This is a genomic window from Arcanobacterium haemolyticum DSM 20595 (assembly GCF_000092365.1).
Classification (GTDB): domain Bacteria; phylum Actinomycetota; class Actinomycetes; order Actinomycetales; family Actinomycetaceae; genus Arcanobacterium; species Arcanobacterium haemolyticum.
The window spans coordinates 1,281,040-1,300,230 of the sequence record NC_014218.1 but is presented as its reverse complement, the minus strand read 5'-3'; the positions used below and the strand labels follow the sequence as shown (position 1 = coordinate 1,300,230).

The following is a 19,191-nucleotide window of genomic DNA, read 5'->3' as shown; positions in this document are numbered from 1 at the left end:
CACGAACGTGGGTATTAATTTGGGTATTCGCTTTTTCTATCCTTATTCTTAAAGCTAATTAACTATATGTTGACGTTACTTCTAGTGCGTAAGAGATGGGGTGATGTGATGTCGGCACACATGCGAACTCTTGTGGTCACCAGTTTGGCACTGTTCGCCATGTTTTTTGGCGCTGGAAATCTCATTGTCCCCGTGATGATTGGTGCAGACGCGGGCATCACCGCGTGGAGCGCCGCAATCGGTTTCGTTTCCACGGGCGTGTTATTGCCTGTCCTTTCAATGGTGGCGATGTCTACACTCCGCGAAGGGGAACTCCGCCTGGCTGATCGCCTTGGTGCGAGGATGGGATTGATTGTTACAACACTGATCTTCCTCTTTACCGGAATGCTTTATGCGATTCCGCGCGTGGGCGCCGTGAGCTTTGAAATGGCATTTGGTCCGTATCTTTCGACCGCGTCAGAGTCTACGTCCCAGGCGGCACTCGCTGTCTATTCGGCTTTATTCTTCGCTGGCGCGTTTGCGATCGTGCGTAGTCCGAAGATGGTTATTCGCAGTATCGGCGTGTGGTTGACTCCCGCATTACTCGTGTTGTTAGTTGTATTGATTGCGGGTGCGTGGGCGATGCCTGCGACTCACATTGAACCTACGGGTTTATACGTTGCGTCTCCAGTGATTGCCGGTTTTATCCAGGGTTACTTTACGATGGACGCGCTGGCAGCATTGATGTTCGGTGGCGTTGTGATTTCGTCGTTGAAAGCTGCCGGTTTTAATTCTCAGCAGGTTCACCGCGGTACCGCGACCGCCGGTATGATGGCTGGCGTTTTCCTTACGTTCGTTTATGTTGGTTTGGTGCGTGTGGGGCAAGTTGGCACTGGTTCTAACGGTGCCGCACTCACGGCTCGTGTAGCACGCGATTTATTTGGTCCGGTTGGCCAGACCTTTTTTGGTTTAATCGTTGTGTTGGCATGTTTGACGACGGCGCTCGGCTTAATCGGCGCATCTGTTGACTATTTCAACAAACTGGTTCCACAGGTGAGCCGCCAAGGCTGGCTGATTATTGCTACCCTCGTATCGTTTGTGCTCACTAATCTGGGGCTGGAACGTATTTTGGCAGTTGTTGCACCAGCTAACCAACTTCTGTATCCAATCGTGATGGTTCTTGTTGTGGCTACCTTGCTGGATTTGGCTACACCTAACCGCTTGTACTTTGCTTACCGTGTTCCTGCGTGGATTACGGCTGGCCTGGCGTTGCTTGAAGCGCTTTATTCTACGTCGTTATCGGTGTTTTTGCCGCTACGTTCTGTCCTCGATATTTTCCCATTTGGGCACTTACAGATGGCATGGATTGTACCTGCCGGTGTTGCATTCCTCATCGGGCTGGGGGCAGACGTCTACCGTGGTCGACTTACGAAGGGGCTCTAGCCCCCGCCTCCGCGGCTGGTCATGAACCCATGACTGGCGTCGATCCACGTTAAAGAAAATAGGTTGTTCCATGGTTTCTCACTCTACAAAATCAATTATTTTTGCCGGCTTCGCTCTTTTTGCAATGTTTTTTGGTGCCGGAAATTTGATCCTACCTGCGATGATAGGTGTTCAAGCAGGGGATAAAGCATACGTAGCGGTGCTTGGATTTGTGCTTACAGGCGCGGTTCTAACTGTTGCAGGTATGATCGCTGCGGGCACGTTGCGTGAAGGCGAAGAGAGAATCGCTGATCGTGTAGGGCCTCGGTTCGGTCTCATTTTCACAACCATTCTTTTCGTTGCTACCGCAATGCTCTACCCAACTCCTCGCGTAGCGGCAGTGAGCTTTGAGATGGCTGCAGTTCCACTGGTGGGTTCCGGGCATCTCCAACTCTTTTTCTACACAGTGATCTTTTTCGGGATTTGTTATGTGTTAGTGCGCCAGCCGGCAAAAATCATTGAACGCATCGGCGGATTCCTCACGCCAGTGTTGCTGATTCTTTTGGTCATTTTGGTGGTCGCCTCATATGCACTTCCTGAACTGGATCACCCAACCGTTGAACCGTATATTGACGCTCCGTTCGTTGACGGCTTGATCGAAGGCTACTTCACGATGGATTCACTGGCTACCCTCATGTATGGGCCAGTCATCTTGGGGGCGCTGTCCGCATCAGGATTCGTCGGAAAAGAACTGCGCCGCGGAATGGCATGGGCATCCATCCTTGCCGGTTCGCTGTTAGCCATCTGCTATGTAGGACTCATCCACTTAGGTGCAGTAGGAGATGGGCCAAACGGGGCAGTAGTCATCACCCAAGTGTCGCATCAGCTCTTCGGGCGAACTGGGCAGCTCGTCTTCGGCGTGATCATTTTCCTCGCCTGCTTAACTACCGCGCTGGGACTCTTGGCATCGTCGTCGGACTATTTCCACAAACTGTTCCCCAAAATTTCGCAACATGGCTGGTTACTGATCCACTTAGCGGTAGTATTCCCACTCTCAAACTTGGGGCTGGAAACGATCCTGTCCCTGGTAGCGCCAATCAACCAGTTACTCTACCCAATCACGATCTCACTGATCGTTGTGGCACTCATTGAAACAATCATGCCAGGGAAGCGACGTTTGGCATGGGCATACCGCCTCGGAACCTATACTGCAGTGATCATGGCAATCCCGCAAGCACTCTACTCAACCAAACTTAGTATGTTTGGGCCGTTGCGCGAATTCCTTGTTATCTTCCCGATTGGGCACTTGCAGATGGCATGGGTTGTGCCAACTGTGGTTGCAATAGGCACTGGAATTATCCTTGATATAACAAGTGATCGCTCTACCACCGCTCTGGAGGCCAGATGAAATCCAACCGGATCGTGTTTGTGACAGGGCTTGCCTTATTTGCAATGTTCTTCGGCGCTGGCAACCTGATTATTCCTGTGATGATCGGAGTTAATGCCGGAACCCAATCGTGGGTATCCGCTATTGGGTTCATCGCATCGGGGGTCTTATTGCCAGCCCTGTCGATGATCGCTCTAGCCACAAAACATCCAGAAGAAGAACGGTTCGCGGATCGTTTAGGCGCCCCAGTTGGCTTTGTATTGACAACTATTATTTTCTTATCCTGTGGCATGATTTACGGGATTCCACGCGTTGGCGCAGTAAGTTTCGAATTCGCTGCTGCGCCAATAGTGGGGAATAGCCAGCTGGCATTGTTGGCCTATTCGGCAGGATTCTTCACCGTGGCATATTTTCTTGCCCGCCGGCCTGCACAGATGGTGCGCAACATCGGAACGTGGCTGACCCCAGCTCTGCTTGCCCTGCTGTTAGCCTTAGTTATTGCGTCCTTCTCATTGCCAGAAGTTAATGTTGAACCGAAAGACATGTTCGTAACATCACCAGTGGTAGGAGGCTTCATTCAAGGTTACTTTACAATGGATGCGCTGGCTGCTCTAGTTTTTGGCGGCGTTATAGTGGCGGCTTTTGCCGCGGCCGGGCACAAAGATCGGCAACTCCAACGCTCAACGGCATTAGCTGGCGTTTTTGCAGGAATGCTACTGACGATTGTTTACCTCGGCCTGATTCGCGTAGGTTTGGTGGGGACCGGTTCGAACGGTGCCGCAGTCATTTCTGGTGTGGCACATGGTGCCTTCGGAAAAGCAGGGCAGATGCTCTTCGGAGCTATCGTTGTACTGGCCTGTTTAACCACAACATTGGGCCTTATCGCTGCGTTCGTTCACTACTTCCACACCTTGGTTCCACAGATATCGGCGCACTCGTGGTTGCTGATGTGTGTAGGGGTATCATTTGCGCTGGCCAACCTAGGCTTGGAACGTATTCTTGCCGTTGTTGCTCCGCTTAATCAATTACTCTATCCGATGGTGATCTGCCTAGTGCTTGTGGCGTTGCTAGATGCAATCATGCCTCTAGAGCTTTATTGGAGCTATCGGGTATCTGCCTGGATCGCAGGATTCTTGGCAGTGTTCGAAGCTCTCTACTCCACAGGGTTTGAGATGTTCGAATCATTGCGCATCTTCCTTGACGTGTTCCCTATGGGGTATCTGCAGATGGCGTGGGTTGCTCCAGCACTAGCTGGGTTGGTGATCGGTCTGATTCTTGACGTGTTTTTTAAGAAACCAGTGTTGATAGAAGCGTAAAGTCACGCAGATACGTTACAAGCCTCCAGTGCCACAGTTTTCGCTATACCATCACTAGTCACAACCCGCACGCCCAACTTACCCAGCGTGTTACGCATAGGAAGGCCAAGGTGCCCGGTGACAACTACCGAGATGGCATGCTCACGCATAAATCGAACGATCCGGCCATGATGGGTACCTTCCGGCCCTTGGCCATGAAGTAGATCCCAGCCCACGTGGATCTCTTCCCAAGAAAGGATCGCGCCATCGGCAACCGTGGCAACGGCCATTGTATGCGCTTTGCCTAGACCGCCTCCCACATGATCGCCGCGGACATTAACTGCTACATGGATATCATTTTGACGTATCATGCCTCTCATTATAAGCCTGCCAATTGACACATTGCCACAAATAATTTGAAAATTAAAATATGCAGAAATATGTACCCTCACATTCTTTGGTCAAGAGCAGTCCCTCTCTGGCATCGTGCTGTTGTCGCCAATGTGCTTGAGCATCGCTCGCACGCTTACCTCTGCATACAAGAAATGACGAAGTGAACGCTCCGGCGTCGTCGAAAAATAAAAGGAAGGGACCTATGTCCGCCACGAAACGAATCAGTGCCATAGCTATCGCAACCCTCATGCTAGCCGCCTGCTCCACCACGACAGCAACGCCGGCCGGAAAGCTCCTCGAAACCACAAAAGCAACTAAAACTATTGCCGTGGGAACCGAAGGCACCTACCGTCCATACTCCTACACTGATGAATCCGGAAACCTAGCCGGAATCGAAGTAGATATTATGAAACTTTTGGCGAAAGATCTGGGAGCGGACGTCAAATTCACTGTTGCCCCATGGGACGGCCTCATCGCGGGCGTAGACGCCGGAAAATACCCCGTAGTAATCAACAACCTTGCGGTATCAGACGAACGCAAGGAAAAATACGATTTCACCGTGCCATACACGCGTGACGTGGCCAAATTCGCCGTACGAGCCGATTCGCCACTCACCTCAATCGACGATCTCACAACCCAAAAAGCCGCCCAAAGCACCACCTCAAACTTGGGAATGCTCGCCAAAGAAACATACAAACTAGACATCGTTCCCGTTGAAGGCTTCGTCCAAGCAATCGATCTGGTATCGGCAGGGCGCGCAGACACCACGCTCAACTCGCTCGTCACGTTCAAACTCTACGCAGAAAACAACCCCAAATCGGCAATCCGGCTCCTCGATGGGGAAGTCGAAACTCCAGGATGCTGCTCCATCTTAGTGAAAAAAGGTGAAGACGCGTTCCTGAAAGAACTCAACGCTGCAATCACCAAACGCCTCAAAGACGGCTCCATCGCAGAAATCACCAAAAAATACGTTGGTGAAGACATCTCGGCACAACCACAAGCAGGTACCAAATGACCGACGCTCTGAGCCTGTGGGCTGATTCACTCCCCGCACTCTTAGCTGCCACAGTCACTGTGACGATTCCACTGGCACTGATTTCGTTCGTTATTGCGCTTGTGCTTGGCGGTTTGGTGGCCGTGGTGCGATTCGAACGGATCTTAGTATTGGCCCAGATCGGTGCCGTATATGTGTGGATTTTCCGTGGCACGCCGCTACTCGTACAGCTTTTCATCGTGTTCTACGGGTTGCCGCGTGCAGGCATTGTGATTGACGCCTGGCCGGTGGCCATCATGACCCTCGCGCTCAACGCCGGTGCCTACACCGCCGAAGCCCTCCGCTCAGGGTTGAAAGCCGTGCCGCGTGGTCAGTGGGAAGCTGGGCAATCTCTGAATATGACGCATCGGCAGATCTTGTGGTCGATTGTTGCGCCGCAGGCATTCCGGATCGCGATTCCGCCGCTGTCATCTGATTTCATCGATTTGGTGAAGGGGACATCGTTAGTATCGTCGATTACATTGGTGGATGTGTTCTTGCGAGGCCAACAGCTCGCGGCTGTCACCTTCGAACCATTGCTGTTGTATGTGGAAGTTGCCTTTATTTACTTGATGATCAATTCCGTTTTGACCGCTGGGCAGCATTGGCTTGAAAAGCGGACTTCGAAGTTTGTGGAGGCCAACTGATGCTACGCGTTGATTCGCTGACTAAACGTTTTACTGCGAAGGACGGTTCTGAGGTCACCGCACTTCAGAACATGAGTATCGATTTTGATCCGGACGAAACCACAGTTATCTTAGGGCCATCGGGTTCTGGAAAATCTACGTTGTTACGTACGCTCAACCTGCTTGAAACTCCAGACAGTGGAACGTTGAGCGTTTCGGACTGCACGGTGGATTTTTCGAAGAAGCTTACGAAGGATGATAAGCGTACCGTCCGTAGCCACTCCGCGATGGTGTTCCAGGATTTTCAGCTGTTCGCTCACTTGACTGTGCTAGAAAATGTGACGCTAGGGCCGATTAAGGCTCGCGGCATGGCAAAAAAAGATGCGTGTGCGTTGGGGCGTGAACTGATCGCCACGGTTGGGTTGAGTGGCCGTGAGGATGCTTACCCGTACCAGCTGTCAGGCGGTCAGAAGCAACGTGTGGCAATTGCTCGCGCGTTGGCAATGGAACCAGAGTTTTTGTTGTGCGATGAACCAACATCGGCTCTCGATCCCGAGCTCGCCTCCGAAGTTCGTACAGTGTTGCAGCGTGTTGCCGAAGGCGATACGGCTATTGTTCTTGTGACTCACGATATGGGGTTTGCTCGGACGATCGCTGATCGCATTATCTTCATGCAAGATGGTGTGATTGGGTTCGATGGGTGCGCTACCGAGTTCTTTTCTACGGATCAGGAGCGCATTGTGAAGTTCCGGCAGGTGTTTGATGCGTAGGAGCGCAGGAGTGCGGGGCTGAAATAGAGCTGAAATAGCGGTGTATTGATCAGCGGCCTTATGTGGCACTGCCGATCAATACACCGCTACTATAGCGCCACCATTACCGTAGTGATAGATGGTTCCGTAGCGAACGAATGCCGAGCCACGCGATCACGGCTGTAAGGGCAGTAGATGTGAGAACTATTCCTATACCCACAACCTGTGGCTGTTGATCGTGTTGTATTGCGTTGATGAAGTCCGTCAGCATGAGCTGCCATGTGAACGAACCATTGGATACGTTGATACTTCCAGGAATAAGTAGTGCGCCAAGAAGGCCGCTGATCTGGTAGGCGAAGTAGTAAAGAACCAGTCCGATCGTAGGTACTGCGAATCCGTGCCGGATGTATTTATCTTGAGCGCAGAAACTGATTGTTCCCGCCACGCTGATAGCAATGTTGATGATGGTAATCATGGCAAGGAAGGCCCCTGCAAGGAGCAGTGAGGTGGGGAGGGCCTCGAATGTTTCGACCATTCCAGACCAGATGCTTTGTGTTGTTGCGCCCGCCGCCCAACCGCGTGAGATAAAGAACGCGCATACGCCCAGGATCGTCACGATAAGAGAAGGGAATGTTGCAACGATTGCGTAGAGCGTTTTTGCCCAGAAAATGGTGGATGCTCTAACTGGGATTGCGTGAGTGAAGTAGCCGCTATCGCCATGCATAGTTGCCCAGTAGCGAGTGGCGAGGTATACGAGCGCCAATTGAGGGGTAATGATGGTTACGATGATGATGGTTGTTGTTGCAAGGCCGGATAAGAGCGGAAGGCTTGTTGCACTGATTGCGAAGCAAACTGTGATTACCAGGAGCATGATGCCGAGGTAGGAGAGAATGTTTCGAGTAAGCGCTATCGATTCTTGGCGAAGTAACTGAATCATTTGAGAATTCCTTTCCGGCAGATCTGATCGAGTGACATTCCATATTCGGTGCGCAGATCGTCTACGTTCGCTTGACAGATGAGCCGTCCATTATCGAGGATCACCACGTCGTCTAAAATCGCCTCCACGTCTGCTACAAGATGAGTGGAGATAAGGAGGAGGGAATCGTCAGAGAAATCGCGTAAAATTCCGTTCAGTATGATTGTGCGAGTTTCGGGGTCAACGCCTGAGATGGGTTCATCTAGGAGGTAGACGTCTGCTTTGCGTGCCATGACCAGTGAGATCTGCACTTTTTCGCTCATGCCTTTGGACATTTCTTTGAGCGTACGATCGTGGGGGAGCTGGAAGAATTCTATGAGTGTACGAGCCTTTTCCGGATCGAAATCAGGGAAGAAGCGTTCAAAGAGTGCGATAGCTTCGGGGATAGTGAGTTTTTGATCGAGGAATTGTGTTGATGGTAGGAATGCGACGTGGGCTTTGGTTTCTGGGCTTGGCGCGATTCCATTGATGGTTACGCTCCCATTCCAATCAGCGAGTAGGCCGGCCAGAATTTTGAGAAGGGTGGTTTTTCCTGAGCCATTTTTTCCAATAAGGCCAACAATTTTTCCGCGTTTAATGGTGAGTGAAAGATTATCGAGTGCCGCGTTATGCTGGTACATCTTTGTCAGGTTTGTTACGCGAATGAGCGGTGTGCTATTCATGATTCTCCTTTGACGATGAACGATCCCAACGGCTACGTAAGAGTTCGAGTGCATCGTTGAGTGAAAGCCCGAGTGCTGAGAGGGCGACGACGTGGGCGTCCGTTGCATCTGTTGCAAGATCGTGTTGGGCGCGCACGATCAGGGCTGTATCTGTGGTGACGAAACGGCCCTGTGCTCGTTCAGCGGTTGTGAGGCCGAGTGAATCGAGTTGTGTGAGTGCACGTTGGATCGTGTTGGGGTTGACTTCGGCCGCGAGTGCGAGTTCGCGGACGCTGGGTATTTTGGTTCCTGCTGGCCAATCTCCTGCCGCAATATTGCGGCTGAAGGTATCGACTAGTTGGATCCAGATGGGGCGAGAGTCGTCGACTGACATAATCACCTATCTGTATCGCTGTATTAATACAGTAATACAGTCTCATGTTTTGTGAGTTTCGTCAAGGCGATAGAGCAAGCTGATAGAACAAGATGGTATAAAAATGGGGCTGTATCGCTTGTTGCGATACAGCCCCAGCCGGGACGCCCCCAAACCGAGTGTATATGCGAGCGTTATGAACGCTTACGAGCAGTAATCAATCCGGCACCGATTAAGCCGATGGCAAGTGCTGCCACTGGCAAGAATCCAGAGATGCCTGTATTGGCAAGTTCGCCTGGCTTGGCTTCTTTCTGTACTGGCTTTTCAGCGGGAGTTTCTTCGGCAGGCATGCCAGGGAAGTGAAGCTTTGCCCAGACCAACCTGTGATCAGATGTTGGGAATGGGTGCAGCCCCGTGAGGCGGAAATATTCATTATCACGTGTTGGCCAAAACACGCGGGAATCAAGTACGTCAGTTCCGGAATTCGGCAACACGTAATCGACACGGAGATTTCCAGGGCCTTTTCCTTCAGCGAAATCAGCGGTATCTAGTTGCGGATCGCTCTTATGTTCACGGTTAACGCCGCCTTGAAGTTCTGCTTCGCGGAGGCCACCTTCTGATGATGGCTTCGTGTCCACAACACGCGGGTTATCGAGGAGCTGTTGGATTGCTCCTGGCCATGAATTGCCATCGTTTGGATCGGAGTTGTGATCGCCAACGATGACGAAGTTTGCGCCGTCCGCGAGGCCACCCTTTACGCCGGCATCATCGTACAAGTAGTCAGCTTTGCCAGAGATGTAGTCTGCCCATATACGAATTTCGTCAAAGTTGCGGCGGGAGTTTCTGCGTTCTGGCCCGTTGCCATCGATTGGTGGGGTTGGATGATCGGCGAGTACGTGCACGGTAGTTCCGTTGATATTTACTGGAATATCTGCGTGAGTCTTGGAGGAAAGTGGGAACTTTTCAAGGATTTCGTCACTGTACCATGGGGTTCCATCTTCTGCGACTGGCAGGTTATTTCCAGGCATGTCTTTCCAGAGGAAATTTTGGAACGTACGTACGGAGTTCGCATCGATTGGATATTTTGAGTAAACCACGAATCCGTATTGGCCTGGGAATTTTCCATAGCCCCAGCCGTCACTTGGCTCGCCTAGTTTTCCGTTGTGGTCTAGATCGTAGCCGCTATCAACACCTGTGTTGACTGGTCCGGTCCATGCGTATGGGTACGTTACGGGAGTGGATCCGTTGATGGAAACTTCCAGATAGTTTTTCCGGAAAAGATCCATCGCTTTGTGTTCGGGATCGTAATCGAATTCGTTCACGAGTACGATATCTGGGTTGATTCGTTGGATTGTTTCAGCTGCGTTGTTAGCTTGCGGGTTTCCTGGTGCCGCGAGATCTTTGAGTAGTTCGCCTTCGCTTTCGCGGTTGAGGCTTGCGTTAAACGTTGCGACGACGACGTTGCTTGCCGGCTTTTCAGCAGCGACGGCAGGAACAGTGAGTGCCCCTAATGTGAGCACGGCTGTGGACGTAGCTAAGATTCGACGTAGATTCATCGATTCCCTCTCAGAGATGGTTGGGTGGACCGAATGCTCGGGTTTTTGACTCTACCAGTCTCAAAGCTGAACTGGAATACTTAACGTGTTTTTCGTGGAGTGTTCACCCATCGTCGAACTTTTTCGTCCGATATTGTCACGAGGACGAGTACCGAAAGCGCTGCCACAACAAACGATGTTTCGTCGTGTGGCAAGAAAGTAGTGATTGATAAGAGTGCGGCAACGCATAGGAGCGTGGAATACGTCATGAACAGTAACCATGCCCAACGTTTTCGTTGAAAAGTGAAAAGTAAGATAACGGACGTAAGGGCTGCGCTTAGTGCAGGAGTCCAACCTAGCGGGTTGCCATCGGCCATCATCGCGATAGCGTTAGTCACCAAAAGACCCACAAGAATTGTAGAAAACCATAAAGGAGCTGGAGGGATAGCGTGTGAATGTGGTTTCTTTGGCGGGAGCGAATAGGAGTTTCGTTGAGCTGTTCCACGCACATCAACGATTGGCATATGGCCATCTGTATAGATTGGATCACCGCCGCCATTCCATGAATGGTATGCGGTAGAGAAGTTTTTGATGACGCGTACTGAGATTGAAGGATCAGCATAGCGCAAAGTATTGATAACGTAATCACGCTCAGCATCAATATGCGCGTCGATTTTATGCGTTACCTGGAGGGTGAAAAAGTTGAGACCAACCGAACGATCATATGTGGCGGCAGCTACCCAAGAAACTTTTTCTCCTCCAGGCAAACGCCAGCCATGAGGCACGTGCCAGAAGCGAATGTGATGGCGTTTGATCGCATTCCCGCCCACATCTTGTTGAAATGCATATGTTTGTTTTCGCCCAAACAGGTTCAGATCGGAGACTGGGGCGCTTGGATACGACGAGCGTTTAAGCGTGGACATGATAATTCCGATAGTGGAACGAATCGTAATAGGATCGGCACGTACCCATCCGGCTTGTTCCATCGCTGCACACAGATCCTCTGCACTGCCATCGAAAGCTAGATTTATTGGATCCCCTAGTACTCCATCGTTAGTGCGTGTTCTGCCAATGAAATAATCGGGTACATAGAGGAACGTGAATATTTGATGTAATCGGGGAAGAACAAGATAGGTCAGAACTCCCCAGAAAATAATGAGGTTAGTAAACCATGCTCCGTGCGTGATGTGAAAGGCAATCAGCACCATAAGCCATGCTCCACACAATAGCGCAATCACAAAGAAGGCAGCTGCAATGAATTGACTGAATGACCTGCGTGGAAGCGAAGGAGTAGAAGGATACGCGGATGCAGAATATATCGGGGGAGTTGAGGGGCGCGGATAAGAAAGCGACATCAGCGAGTACCCCCTCCGGTTCCTCCACCGAACGAACCTGTGCCACCAGTAAATGATGCTGATCCGCCCAAACCATGACGTGCAGCTGCGGAATCATTGTTGAAAAGAGTCTGGACGTTGTGGGTGTGTGAATTGTAGATCATGAAAGGAAGAATGGACGAGTGTTCAGGATGCTCGGTGGTAAACGATTCCATTTCTTCGTGTGCATCTTCATTAATATCTAGCCAGGTAGCCCACACCATGTAGCGATCCCATAAATCTGTAGTGATATCTCGATCATCAGTCAGGTCAGCATAGTGTGCCAGATAGCGTTTGAAACCGTGTTCCTTGAGAAGCTCTCCAGTAGGAGTTGGTACAGTTGCCGTGGAGGAGAAAATACATCGTTTCTCTTCAGTGCGGGTATAAAGATGTGATGCTAAATAGTCGCGCGATTCGGTTCGAACAGATTCAATCCACGAATCCACGTCGTCTGAATGTTCGTCAATGTAGTCGTGAATATCGCTTACTTTGCGAATCGTATTGCCGTTAAAAGCACGAGTGAAAATATCCAACAAGAGTGAATCTGATGCCGCTTTTGTTGGCCACTTGCTCATATCGAGCGTCATCATAGAGTTGGCGGTAGCTTCGTCGTCGTCATCTACCACTGATGATGGCGATAATGAAAGCGCCCCGCAACGAATCAAATCCAACGTAACTGCGGGTAAAAAGACACCATCGTGCCACCCCATCAACTCGGTGAGAAGCTGAGGATCTTCGCAAAACGGGATCGAAGGCCAATATGTTCCATCCCCACGCTCAACGCGAGCGTTACGTGCCGCCTTAACTATGCTTGTCACGATTGTTCCCGCACCAACGATTCCGCTACCAATCAAGAGCGCAAGAAGCCACGAAGGAGGCGGATCAGATTCGATCGAACCTGTAGCAAATGTGGAACCCTCGGTAGCGCGAGCAATCAATTCATTGGTAGTGAAATTGAGCGAATCAGATGCCTCGAATGTGCGAGCGTCGGAAATCAATCCGTTGCCGTGGGCATCTAGTTTGACGTCAATAGTAATACTGGACAAGGAGTAGGCGAACGCGCTAGCAGGTAAAGCTAGCAGTGTAGACAAAACGGTGGCTACAGCTAAAAGGCTCACTACACGTTCTTTCATGGCTCTAATACTATCGTGAAATGAGGATCGGACTGGGGGAGGGGAGTTTGTATCATTTCAGTCGAGAGTGCGTGATTAGCGGAACGAAATGTTTGAGTTTGCGAACTTGTAAGTAGGACGTGTGCGTAGTTAAGATAATGGTTATGAATATCAAGAAGTTCGTGCGTATTGTTCCGGCACTTGTTGCAAGTTGTGCACTCGCTCTCGGCGGATGTTCAACATCCGAAAAGCCAGCTGCTAAGGCAGAATCGGCCACGTCGTCGTCCACTCAGGAAGATGGCAAACCTGTTGTTCTCACAACCTTCACGGTTATCGCAGATATGGTGAATAACGTTGTGGGGGATAAGATGTCCGTCGCTTCGATCACTGAACCGGATGCGGAAATCCACGATTATCAGCCAACCCCAGCCGATATTAAGAAAGCTGAAAAAGCGGATCTGATCCTTAATAATGGCCTGGGCCTAGAGCGTTGGTTTGAACGTTTCGTTGCCGATACTAAGGTGCCGCACTTCGATCTCTCTGAAGGGGTAGAGCCAATCGCCATTGCGGAAGGTGATTACGAAGGAAAGCCGAATCCACACGCATGGATGTCTCCTACGGCTGCCCAATTCTACGTCGATAACATTGTGAAGGCCGTATCTTCCATTGATAAGAAGAACGCGGAATTCTATAAGGAAAACGGCGAAAAATATAAGAAGGAAATCGCGAGTGTGAAGGAAAAGATGGAATCCGAACTGGCTTCCATTCCGGCTGAACATCGCGCGCTCGTTACCTGCGAAGGGGCCTTCTCTTATCTCGCTCGTGATATGAAGCTTACGGAAAAGTATCTCTGGGGCGTGAATGCTGAAGGTGCACTTACTCCTCAACGTATGGCGGACGTGGAGAACTTTGTGAAGCAATCGAAAGTTCCAGCGGTCTTCTGCGAATCCACTGTTGATAACAAGATGAAGCCAGTTGTTGAAGCCACCGGTACACCGTTTGGTGGGGTCCTCTACGTCGATTCCTTATCAGGAGCGGACGGTGACGTGCCAACATACCTCGATCTTCTGCGTTACGACGCAGAGACCATCACAAAAGGTTTGACTGGGAAGTCTAACTAAGAACACCTACGCTGTGATGGACCTCCAATAGGGCCTGCGGCTAGAACGTGAGAGTAGGGATCTCACATTCTGGCCGCAGGTCCATCTTTGTACCCCATATGCTGTTCTGTGAGACGTTTGATCGTGGAGTTAAAAGTTTGATGTGACGGACTTTAATGTGAGTTTCTATTAATATTGGCATGCTGGTGGGATAAACTTTGTAGAGGAATTGATTAACACGTGAGCAGTTAAGGAAAACATTGAACCTGCAACAAGCTGCACTTGACGTCCAGGGCGTCCACGTCTCATACGGGGATGTCCGTGCCCTTACTGGCATCGATTTTTCGATAGGGCCAGGGAAAATCTGCGCGATCGTAGGCATGAACGGTTCGGGTAAATCCACGTTCTTCAAGTCAATCATGGGCTTGGTGACAATTTCCCAGGGGACGATCATGGTTTCCGGGCAAGAACCCAAAGTAGCCCGCAAAGCAGGAAAAATTGGCTATGTTCCACAAAATGAGGAAATCGATCCGCGCTTCCCGCTCTCTATCTATGACGTGGTGATGATGGGGCGCTACGGGCTGATGGGCCCGCGCCGCAAACCATCCCAAACAGATAAAGATGCCGTGGCGAAGGCTTTAGACGTTGTTGGCCTCACCGGCCTAGAAAACCGTCCGATCGGCGCTCTGTCTGGCGGGCAACGAAAGCGTGCTTTCGTTGCCCGCGCAGTTGCCCAAGGCGCAGAAGTCATGCTGCTTGATGAACCATTTGCCGGCGTGGATTTCACGTCTGCCGCTGTGATTACTGAATTGTTGCAACGGTTAGCGCGTTCGGGCACCACGTTGTTGGTGTCTACGCACGATCTGTCCACCATCCCAGATTTCGCAGATGAAGTGGCCTTGTTGAACCGCAAGATCGTAGGCAGGGGAGAACCGACAGCCACCTTATCCCAGCACAATCTTGCGTTGGCTTTCACAACACCTGAAGCGGAGGACATACGATGACGTTGGAGTGGTTTTATGCCACATTCGTTGAAATGTGGAGCCATACGTTTATGGTTCGTGGTTTCGCTGTGACTATTTTGGCGGCGTCGGTGTGCGCTCTGTTGTCATGTTGGCTGGTGTTGGTTGGCTGGTCGCTAATGGGGGACGCGCTTTCTCACGCCGTGGTGCCGGGAATCGTGTTGGCGTATATCGTGGGCTTACCGTTTTCGGTGGGTGCGTTTATTGCTGCGATCGTGTGCGTTGCGTTGATTGCAGTGGTGCGTAACGGTTCGGGGCTGAAGGAAGATACGGTGATGGGCGTTGTGTTTACCACGATGCTCGCGTTGGGTTTGGTGTTGATTTCCGTGTTCCCAAGCCATATTCATTTGCAGCATGTTATTTTTGGCGATTTACTGGGCATCACACAGGCTGACTTGTGGCAGGTTGTGGTGTTGGCTCCGTTGGCAGCGGTGATCGTGATTGTAAAACGTAAGGATCTTACCTTGTTTGCGTTCGATCCGATTCACGCGAGCGCGATTGGCTTGTCCACGAAGCGTCTTTCCGCCTTGCTCCTGATCTGTTTGGCGATGACCGTAGTGGTTGCGATGCAGGCAGTGGGCGCGATTTTGATCGTCGCGTTGCTGATTATTCCGGGCGCTACCGCGTTTTTGTTGACGCAATCGTTTGGCCGCATGCTGTGGATTGCCCCGCTCACGTCCGCGTTGAGTGTGACGATCGGGATTTACGTTTCGTACTGGTACAACATGGCGTCAGGCGCCACGGTTGTGTTGGCACACGGATGCGTATTTGCGATCGTGTACGTTTTTTCGCCGCATGGTTTGGGGATGGGCCGGTTGCTTACGGGCGCCCGTTCCATTCGGAGATAAAATCGACGACGAAACTGCGCATTCTCTCGTCTCGTAATTCACCGATTCTCTTGGCCGCCGGTGTGTTGAGGGCTTCCTTGAGCGTGAAGAGTTTTTCATAGAAGTGGTTGATCACGGTGGAATGAGTGCGGTAATTCTTTTCGGTTGTGAGGTCACGTGGTGCGATTGTTGGATCGTAGAGATCATCTCCGAACGAACCGCCGTAGTAGAAGGCGCGAGCGATGCCGATGGCGCCGATAGCATCGAGCCGATCGGCATCCTGCACGATCTGACCGTTGAGGGTGAGCTCCTGGCGTTGGGCAAGGTTCTTTGAAAATGACATGTGATCGATAATGTGGAAGATTTCTGCTTGTTGTTCCGCAGGATAATTCTGGGACTCAAGAAACTCTATTAAATCTTGGCGGGCTTTCGGAACGTCCGAGACAACCTTGGGATCGATCGTATCGTGAACGTAGGCTGCAGTGAGGATGATATCCGAATCGATATCAGCATCTGCTGGCATATCTGCAATGATGTGCCGGCACAGTGCCACTACTCGGTTAATATGATCCATGCCGTGCCCGGATTTATCCTGAGCATAAATACGGTAGGCGTAGTCATGAACGGCTTCGATTGTCATATCAGCTCCAAGAGATAGCGGCTTTCGCCAAGAACACTATCAGATCGATAGGGCAGAAAACTGTAGGGATCCCAGATGCAACGGATTCGCAAGCTGGTACGCATCCGCCACATCGGCGTCGGTACCTCAACACGTGCTCTAACAAAGGTGCTTTTCTTCACAAGTAAGCTGATAATGGACTCTCTTAGTCAAGGGACGTGAGCTCGCGTATAGTGTTTTCTGAAATACCAAAACGTTAAAAGGGTAAGGGTAATGACTCAGAACTCACGGTTCGAATTAAACAAGCAACTTGCTCAAATGCTCAAGGGCGGCGTGATTATGGACGTCACTAATGCAGAGCAAGCCCGAATTGCAGAAGAAGCCGGAGCTTGCGCAGTGATGGCACTTGAGCGTATCCCGGCTGATATCCGTGCAGCAGGTGGCGTATCGCGCATGAGCGATCCACGCCTCATCAAGGAAATTCAGAACGCAGTGTCCATTCCAGTCATGGCCAAGGTACGTATCGGCCACTTCGTAGAGGCCCAAATCCTGGAAGCCTTGGAAATCGATTACATCGACGAATCCGAAGTTCTCTCCCCAGCCGATAACGTCTACCACATCAACAAGAATGATTTTTCTGTGCCATTCGTGTGTGGCGCGAAGGATCTTGGCGAAGCCCTCCGCCGTATTGCTGAAGGCGCCTCCATGATCCGCACCAAGGGCGAACCTGGCACTGGCGATGTTGTTCAGGCTGTCACCCACATGCGCTTGATTCAATCGCAGATACGCAAGGTTATGAACATGCGCGCCGATGAACTCTTTGAAGAAGCCAAGCAGTTGGCCGTGCCAGTTGATCTGCTCCAGTTCGTGCACGAAAACGGCAAGCTCCCAGTTGTGAACTTCGCGGCAGGCGGCGTTGCTACCCCTGCCGATGCTGCGTTGATGATGCAGCTTGGTGCTGAAGGCGTGTTCGTGGGATCGGGCATCTTCAAGTCTGGCGATCCGGCCAAGCGCGCACAAGCAATCGTGAAGTCTGTAACCAACTTTGAAGATGCGAAGCTGATCGCTGAACTCTCCGAAGATTTGGGGGAAGCTATGGTTGGCATCAACGAATCCGAAATCGATCTCCTCATGGCAGAACGCGGTAAGTGATCGGGTGGCAGGCGTGAAAACCGTTGGTGTACTGGCCGTTCAAGGCGCATTCATTGAACATTCGCGGCGTTTGGAGGAACTCGGCGTACGTGCTGTTGAACTCCGGCAAGGCGCAGATGTGGCCGATGGCTTGGACGGGCTAGTACTGCCAGGCGGAGAAAGTACCGTGCAATCGAAGCTTCTTCGCGAACTCGGCATGTTCGATCCGTTGCGGGCTCAACTTGAAGATGGCATGCCAGTGTTCGGAACCTGTGCAGGCCTGATCTTGCTGGCACAGCACGTTGCCAATGGGCCAGTTGCGGGTGTTGAAGCCGCGGCCGAAACCACGTCCCGCGTAGAAGTTCATGGATTTGCCACTATGCCGGTGAGTGTTGTCCGCAATGCCTACGGGCGGCAGTTAGGTAGCTTTCACATCACTGACGGTGTGTTGCATGATGGCGAACGCAGAACCGAGATCCCGATGACCTTCATTCGGGCTCCTCACCTGGTCGAACTCGGCGATGGGGTAGACGTACTGGCATCCTTGCCAAACGGCACCCCCGTAGCTGCCCGGTACCGCAACCAGATCGGCGCCACCTTCCATCCAGAACTCGATGAAGACTTGAGCATCTACCGGCTTTTTGCACAAATGTTGTAAGGGGCTGGCGTTAAGGCTGGTTGGGAGCACTGCGGGGTGCTCCCAACCAGCCTTTTGAGTACCTACGTTTCGGTAATGCTGATTATTATCGAAATAGTGGCAAATATTGCCACTATTTCGATTATGGTCAGGGTCTACGCAGGTTCAACAATCGCTCAAGTCCATGAATGAGACTGGGGAGCGGTTGGGGTGGTAGCCCCGTCGTCGTCAATCTTCCACGTATCGGATCACTGGTGGGCTGGGCGGCGGCTGGAACTGAATCCGCCGGCACCGCACGCAAACCCGATGCTTCTGTGCCCACCGGCACCTCTTCTTGCGGCACCGAATCAAGCTGTGCCAGCAACGAATCACGAACAGAAGGCGATACCGGCCCAGCCCCAAAAACTCTGCAACGCTGTCAGGTATTTCAACGTTCGGAGCCTTCTTCTTTATCACTCCTCCTTCAAAATTCTCTTCATCCGTGCCAAACCATCCCGAATCCGGGTTTTCACCGTGCCCAATGGAACCTGCTGACGCTCCGCAATCTCGCGATACGTCAAACCGGTATAAAACCGATTTTGATTGTGGACGCGGACGGCCTGGGCCGATCGGACACGGTCAACAATCCGCCGGCGCGCGATCGTCACAAGCCAACCCTCGTTCGGCCACGAATCGAGGCGCCTTCTGCCACACAAATATCTCCATTCTGATATGGCATCGGCTCCGAATAATGTGTGAAAGTGAGCCGGTTGGGCTTGATGAAGGAAAACTATCTCTGAAGGAGAAAATATGAAGGCTCGTCGTTTTGCTGGTGCAATTGTTGCGTTGATGGCTGGCCTTGCTGCATGCGGTTCTGATGACAAGATGGATGATGGCAAGATGCATGACGGCAAGATGAAAGATAAGAAGATGCATGACGGCAAGTGATCGTTTAACGCCTGCATAAACTATGCAAATACGG

General features: G+C 51.4%; 21 protein-coding genes. 12 read left to right on the top strand and 9 right to left on the bottom strand.

Translation table 11 applies throughout. The annotated features are described in order from the left end of the window. Positions 1–108: 108 nt before the first annotated feature. From brnQ (ARCH_RS05865) to brnQ (ARCH_RS05855), 3 genes are all read left to right on the top strand, one after another. Positions 109–1,422: a branched-chain amino acid transport system II carrier protein gene (brnQ, locus tag ARCH_RS05865; protein ID WP_041640386.1), complete on the top strand. Its 1,314-nt coding sequence runs from the start codon at positions 109–111 to the stop codon at positions 1,420–1,422. Between the two features lie 70 nt (positions 1,423–1,492). Continuing rightward, the gene (gene brnQ / locus ARCH_RS05860) at positions 1,493–2,809 is read left to right on the top strand and encodes a branched-chain amino acid transport system II carrier protein (RefSeq protein WP_013170364.1); all 1,317 of its coding nucleotides are present in this window, start codon (positions 1,493–1,495) and stop codon (positions 2,807–2,809) included. After that, positions 2,806–4,104: a branched-chain amino acid transport system II carrier protein gene (gene brnQ, locus ARCH_RS05855; protein ID WP_013170363.1), complete on the top strand. Its 1,299-nt coding sequence runs from the start codon at positions 2,806–2,808 to the stop codon at positions 4,102–4,104. The genes brnQ (ARCH_RS05860) and brnQ (ARCH_RS05855) overlap by 4 nt, the downstream gene beginning before the upstream one ends. Positions 4,105–4,106: 2 nt before the next feature. Here brnQ (ARCH_RS05855) and ARCH_RS05850 read toward each other — a convergent pair whose 3' ends face one another. Continuing rightward, positions 4,107–4,454, bottom strand: coding sequence for a NifB/NifX family molybdenum-iron cluster-binding protein (locus ARCH_RS05850; protein WP_041640384.1), 348 nt, complete (start codon positions 4,452–4,454; stop codon positions 4,107–4,109). A 224-nt stretch (positions 4,455–4,678) separates the two neighbouring features. Between ARCH_RS05850 and ARCH_RS05845 the strand changes: the two genes are divergently transcribed. From ARCH_RS05845 to ARCH_RS05835, 3 genes are read left to right on the top strand one after another with little or no spacing between them, the layout of a single operon-like run. Further along, the gene (locus ARCH_RS05845) at positions 4,679–5,491 is read left to right on the top strand and encodes a transporter substrate-binding domain-containing protein (protein WP_013170361.1); all 813 of its coding nucleotides are present in this window, start codon (positions 4,679–4,681) and stop codon (positions 5,489–5,491) included. Next, positions 5,488–6,156: an amino acid ABC transporter permease gene (locus tag ARCH_RS05840; protein WP_013170360.1), complete on the top strand. Its 669-nt coding sequence runs from the start codon at positions 5,488–5,490 to the stop codon at positions 6,154–6,156. The genes ARCH_RS05845 and ARCH_RS05840 overlap by 4 nt, the downstream gene beginning before the upstream one ends. Then, positions 6,156–6,905 (top strand): amino acid ABC transporter ATP-binding protein, encoded by a 750-nt coding sequence (locus tag ARCH_RS05835; protein WP_013170359.1) that lies wholly within the window; start codon positions 6,156–6,158, stop codon positions 6,903–6,905. The genes ARCH_RS05840 and ARCH_RS05835 overlap by 1 nt, the downstream gene beginning before the upstream one ends. Positions 6,906–7,008: 103 nt before the next feature. On the opposite strand, the gene ARCH_RS05830 is transcribed toward ARCH_RS05835, so the two are convergent. From ARCH_RS05830 to ARCH_RS05805, 6 genes are all read right to left on the bottom strand, one after another. Continuing rightward, a complete protein-coding gene (locus ARCH_RS05830; RefSeq protein WP_013170358.1) occupies positions 7,009–7,821 on the bottom strand; it encodes a hypothetical protein in 813 nt (270 codons plus the stop codon). Next, on the bottom strand, positions 7,818–8,522 hold the full coding sequence (locus ARCH_RS05825) for an ABC transporter ATP-binding protein (protein ID WP_013170357.1): 705 nt from the start codon (positions 8,520–8,522) through the stop codon (positions 7,818–7,820). Before ARCH_RS05825 ends, ARCH_RS05830 begins: the two co-directional genes overlap by 4 nt. Then, positions 8,515–8,895 (bottom strand): GntR family transcriptional regulator, encoded by a 381-nt coding sequence (locus ARCH_RS05820; protein ID WP_013170356.1) that lies wholly within the window; start codon positions 8,893–8,895, stop codon positions 8,515–8,517. Before ARCH_RS05820 ends, ARCH_RS05825 begins: the two co-directional genes overlap by 8 nt. 173 nt (positions 8,896–9,068) lie before the next feature. Then, a complete protein-coding gene (locus tag ARCH_RS05815; RefSeq protein ID WP_013170355.1) occupies positions 9,069–10,430 on the bottom strand; it encodes an endonuclease/exonuclease/phosphatase family protein in 1,362 nt (453 codons plus the stop codon). Positions 10,431–10,510: 80 nt separating this feature from the next. Next, entirely contained in the window at positions 10,511–11,617 is a 1,107-nt protein-coding gene (locus ARCH_RS05810) for an LssY C-terminal domain-containing protein (RefSeq protein WP_111724893.1), read from the bottom strand. 146 nt (positions 11,618–11,763) lie between these two features. Next, positions 11,764–12,915: a DUF2207 domain-containing protein gene (locus tag ARCH_RS05805; protein ID WP_013170353.1), complete on the bottom strand. Its 1,152-nt coding sequence runs from the start codon at positions 12,913–12,915 to the stop codon at positions 11,764–11,766. Positions 12,916–13,058: 143 nt separating this feature from the next. On the opposite strand from ARCH_RS05805, the gene ARCH_RS05800 reads away from it, so the two are divergent. From ARCH_RS05800 to ARCH_RS05790, 3 genes are all read left to right on the top strand, one after another. Beyond that, entirely contained in the window at positions 13,059–14,015 is a 957-nt protein-coding gene (locus tag ARCH_RS05800; protein WP_041640383.1) for a metal ABC transporter substrate-binding protein, read from the top strand. A gap of 239 nt (positions 14,016–14,254) precedes the next feature. Further along, positions 14,255–14,998: a metal ABC transporter ATP-binding protein gene (locus ARCH_RS05795; RefSeq protein ID WP_013170351.1), complete on the top strand. Its 744-nt coding sequence runs from the start codon at positions 14,255–14,257 to the stop codon at positions 14,996–14,998. Next, a complete protein-coding gene (locus ARCH_RS05790) occupies positions 14,995–15,864 on the top strand; it encodes a metal ABC transporter permease (RefSeq protein ID WP_013170350.1) in 870 nt (289 codons plus the stop codon). The genes ARCH_RS05795 and ARCH_RS05790 overlap by 4 nt, the downstream gene beginning before the upstream one ends. Here ARCH_RS05790 and ARCH_RS05785 read toward each other — a convergent pair. Beyond that, positions 15,836–16,483, bottom strand: coding sequence for an HD domain-containing protein (locus tag ARCH_RS05785; protein ID WP_013170349.1), 648 nt, complete (start codon positions 16,481–16,483; stop codon positions 15,836–15,838). The two genes, ARCH_RS05790 and ARCH_RS05785, sit on opposite strands and share 29 nt — an antisense overlap. 252 nt (positions 16,484–16,735) lie before the next feature. On the opposite strand from ARCH_RS05785, the gene pdxS reads away from it, so the two are divergent. Both pdxS and pdxT read left to right on the top strand, forming a co-directional pair. Further along, a complete protein-coding gene (gene pdxS, locus ARCH_RS05780; protein ID WP_013170348.1) occupies positions 16,736–17,614 on the top strand; it encodes a pyridoxal 5'-phosphate synthase lyase subunit PdxS in 879 nt (292 codons plus the stop codon). A 4-nt stretch (positions 17,615–17,618) separates the two neighbouring features. Further along, positions 17,619–18,251, top strand: a complete 633-nt coding sequence (pdxT, locus tag ARCH_RS05775; RefSeq protein ID WP_013170347.1) for a pyridoxal 5'-phosphate synthase glutaminase subunit PdxT — start codon at positions 17,619–17,621, stop codon at positions 18,249–18,251. Between the two features lie 431 nt (positions 18,252–18,682). Here the strand turns inward: pdxT and ARCH_RS10335 are convergent, their stop codons facing one another. Further along, positions 18,683–18,877, bottom strand: coding sequence for a sigma factor-like helix-turn-helix DNA-binding protein (locus ARCH_RS10335; RefSeq protein ID WP_231958042.1), 195 nt, complete (start codon positions 18,875–18,877; stop codon positions 18,683–18,685). A 142-nt stretch (positions 18,878–19,019) separates the two neighbouring features. Between ARCH_RS10335 and ARCH_RS10330 the strand changes: the two genes are divergently transcribed. Continuing rightward, entirely contained in the window at positions 19,020–19,157 is a 138-nt protein-coding gene (locus tag ARCH_RS10330; RefSeq protein ID WP_013170345.1) for a hypothetical protein, read from the top strand. The last annotated feature ends 34 nt before the right edge of the window (positions 19,158–19,191 follow it).

What these genes read in the sequence shown, in the direction of transcription:
- brnQ (WP_041640386.1), top strand. Translation starts at nt 109, where the DNA reads ATGTCGGCACACATGCGAACTCTTGTGGTCACCAGTTTGGCACTGTTC.
- brnQ (WP_013170364.1), top strand. Translation starts at nt 1,493, where the DNA reads ATGGTTTCTCACTCTACAAAATCAATTATTTTTGCCGGCTTCGCTCTT.
- brnQ (WP_013170363.1), top strand. Translation starts at nt 2,806, where the DNA reads ATGAAATCCAACCGGATCGTGTTTGTGACAGGGCTTGCCTTATTTGCA.
- ARCH_RS05850 (WP_041640384.1), bottom strand. Translation starts at nt 4,454, where the DNA reads ATGATACGTCAAAATGATATCCATGTAGCAGTTAATGTCCGCGGCGAT.
- ARCH_RS05845 (WP_013170361.1), top strand. Translation starts at nt 4,679, where the DNA reads ATGTCCGCCACGAAACGAATCAGTGCCATAGCTATCGCAACCCTCATG.
- ARCH_RS05840 (WP_013170360.1), top strand. Translation starts at nt 5,488, where the DNA reads ATGACCGACGCTCTGAGCCTGTGGGCTGATTCACTCCCCGCACTCTTA.
- ARCH_RS05835 (WP_013170359.1), top strand. Translation starts at nt 6,156, where the DNA reads ATGCTACGCGTTGATTCGCTGACTAAACGTTTTACTGCGAAGGACGGT.
- ARCH_RS05830 (WP_013170358.1), bottom strand. Translation starts at nt 7,821, where the DNA reads ATGATTCAGTTACTTCGCCAAGAATCGATAGCGCTTACTCGAAACATT.
- ARCH_RS05825 (WP_013170357.1), bottom strand. Translation starts at nt 8,522, where the DNA reads ATGAATAGCACACCGCTCATTCGCGTAACAAACCTGACAAAGATGTAC.
- ARCH_RS05820 (WP_013170356.1), bottom strand. Translation starts at nt 8,895, where the DNA reads ATGTCAGTCGACGACTCTCGCCCCATCTGGATCCAACTAGTCGATACC.
- ARCH_RS05815 (WP_013170355.1), bottom strand. Translation starts at nt 10,430, where the DNA reads ATGAATCTACGTCGAATCTTAGCTACGTCCACAGCCGTGCTCACATTA.
- ARCH_RS05810 (WP_111724893.1), bottom strand. Translation starts at nt 11,617, where the DNA reads ATGGTGCTGATTGCCTTTCACATCACGCACGGAGCATGGTTTACTAAC.
- ARCH_RS05805 (WP_013170353.1), bottom strand. Translation starts at nt 12,915, where the DNA reads ATGAAAGAACGTGTAGTGAGCCTTTTAGCTGTAGCCACCGTTTTGTCT.
- ARCH_RS05800 (WP_041640383.1), top strand. Translation starts at nt 13,059, where the DNA reads ATGAATATCAAGAAGTTCGTGCGTATTGTTCCGGCACTTGTTGCAAGT.
- ARCH_RS05790 (WP_013170350.1), top strand. Translation starts at nt 14,995, where the DNA reads ATGACGTTGGAGTGGTTTTATGCCACATTCGTTGAAATGTGGAGCCAT.
- ARCH_RS05785 (WP_013170349.1), bottom strand. Translation starts at nt 16,483, where the DNA reads ATGACAATCGAAGCCGTTCATGACTACGCCTACCGTATTTATGCTCAG.
- pdxS (WP_013170348.1), top strand. Translation starts at nt 16,736, where the DNA reads ATGACTCAGAACTCACGGTTCGAATTAAACAAGCAACTTGCTCAAATG.
- ARCH_RS10330 (WP_013170345.1), top strand. Translation starts at nt 19,020, where the DNA reads ATGAAGGCTCGTCGTTTTGCTGGTGCAATTGTTGCGTTGATGGCTGGC.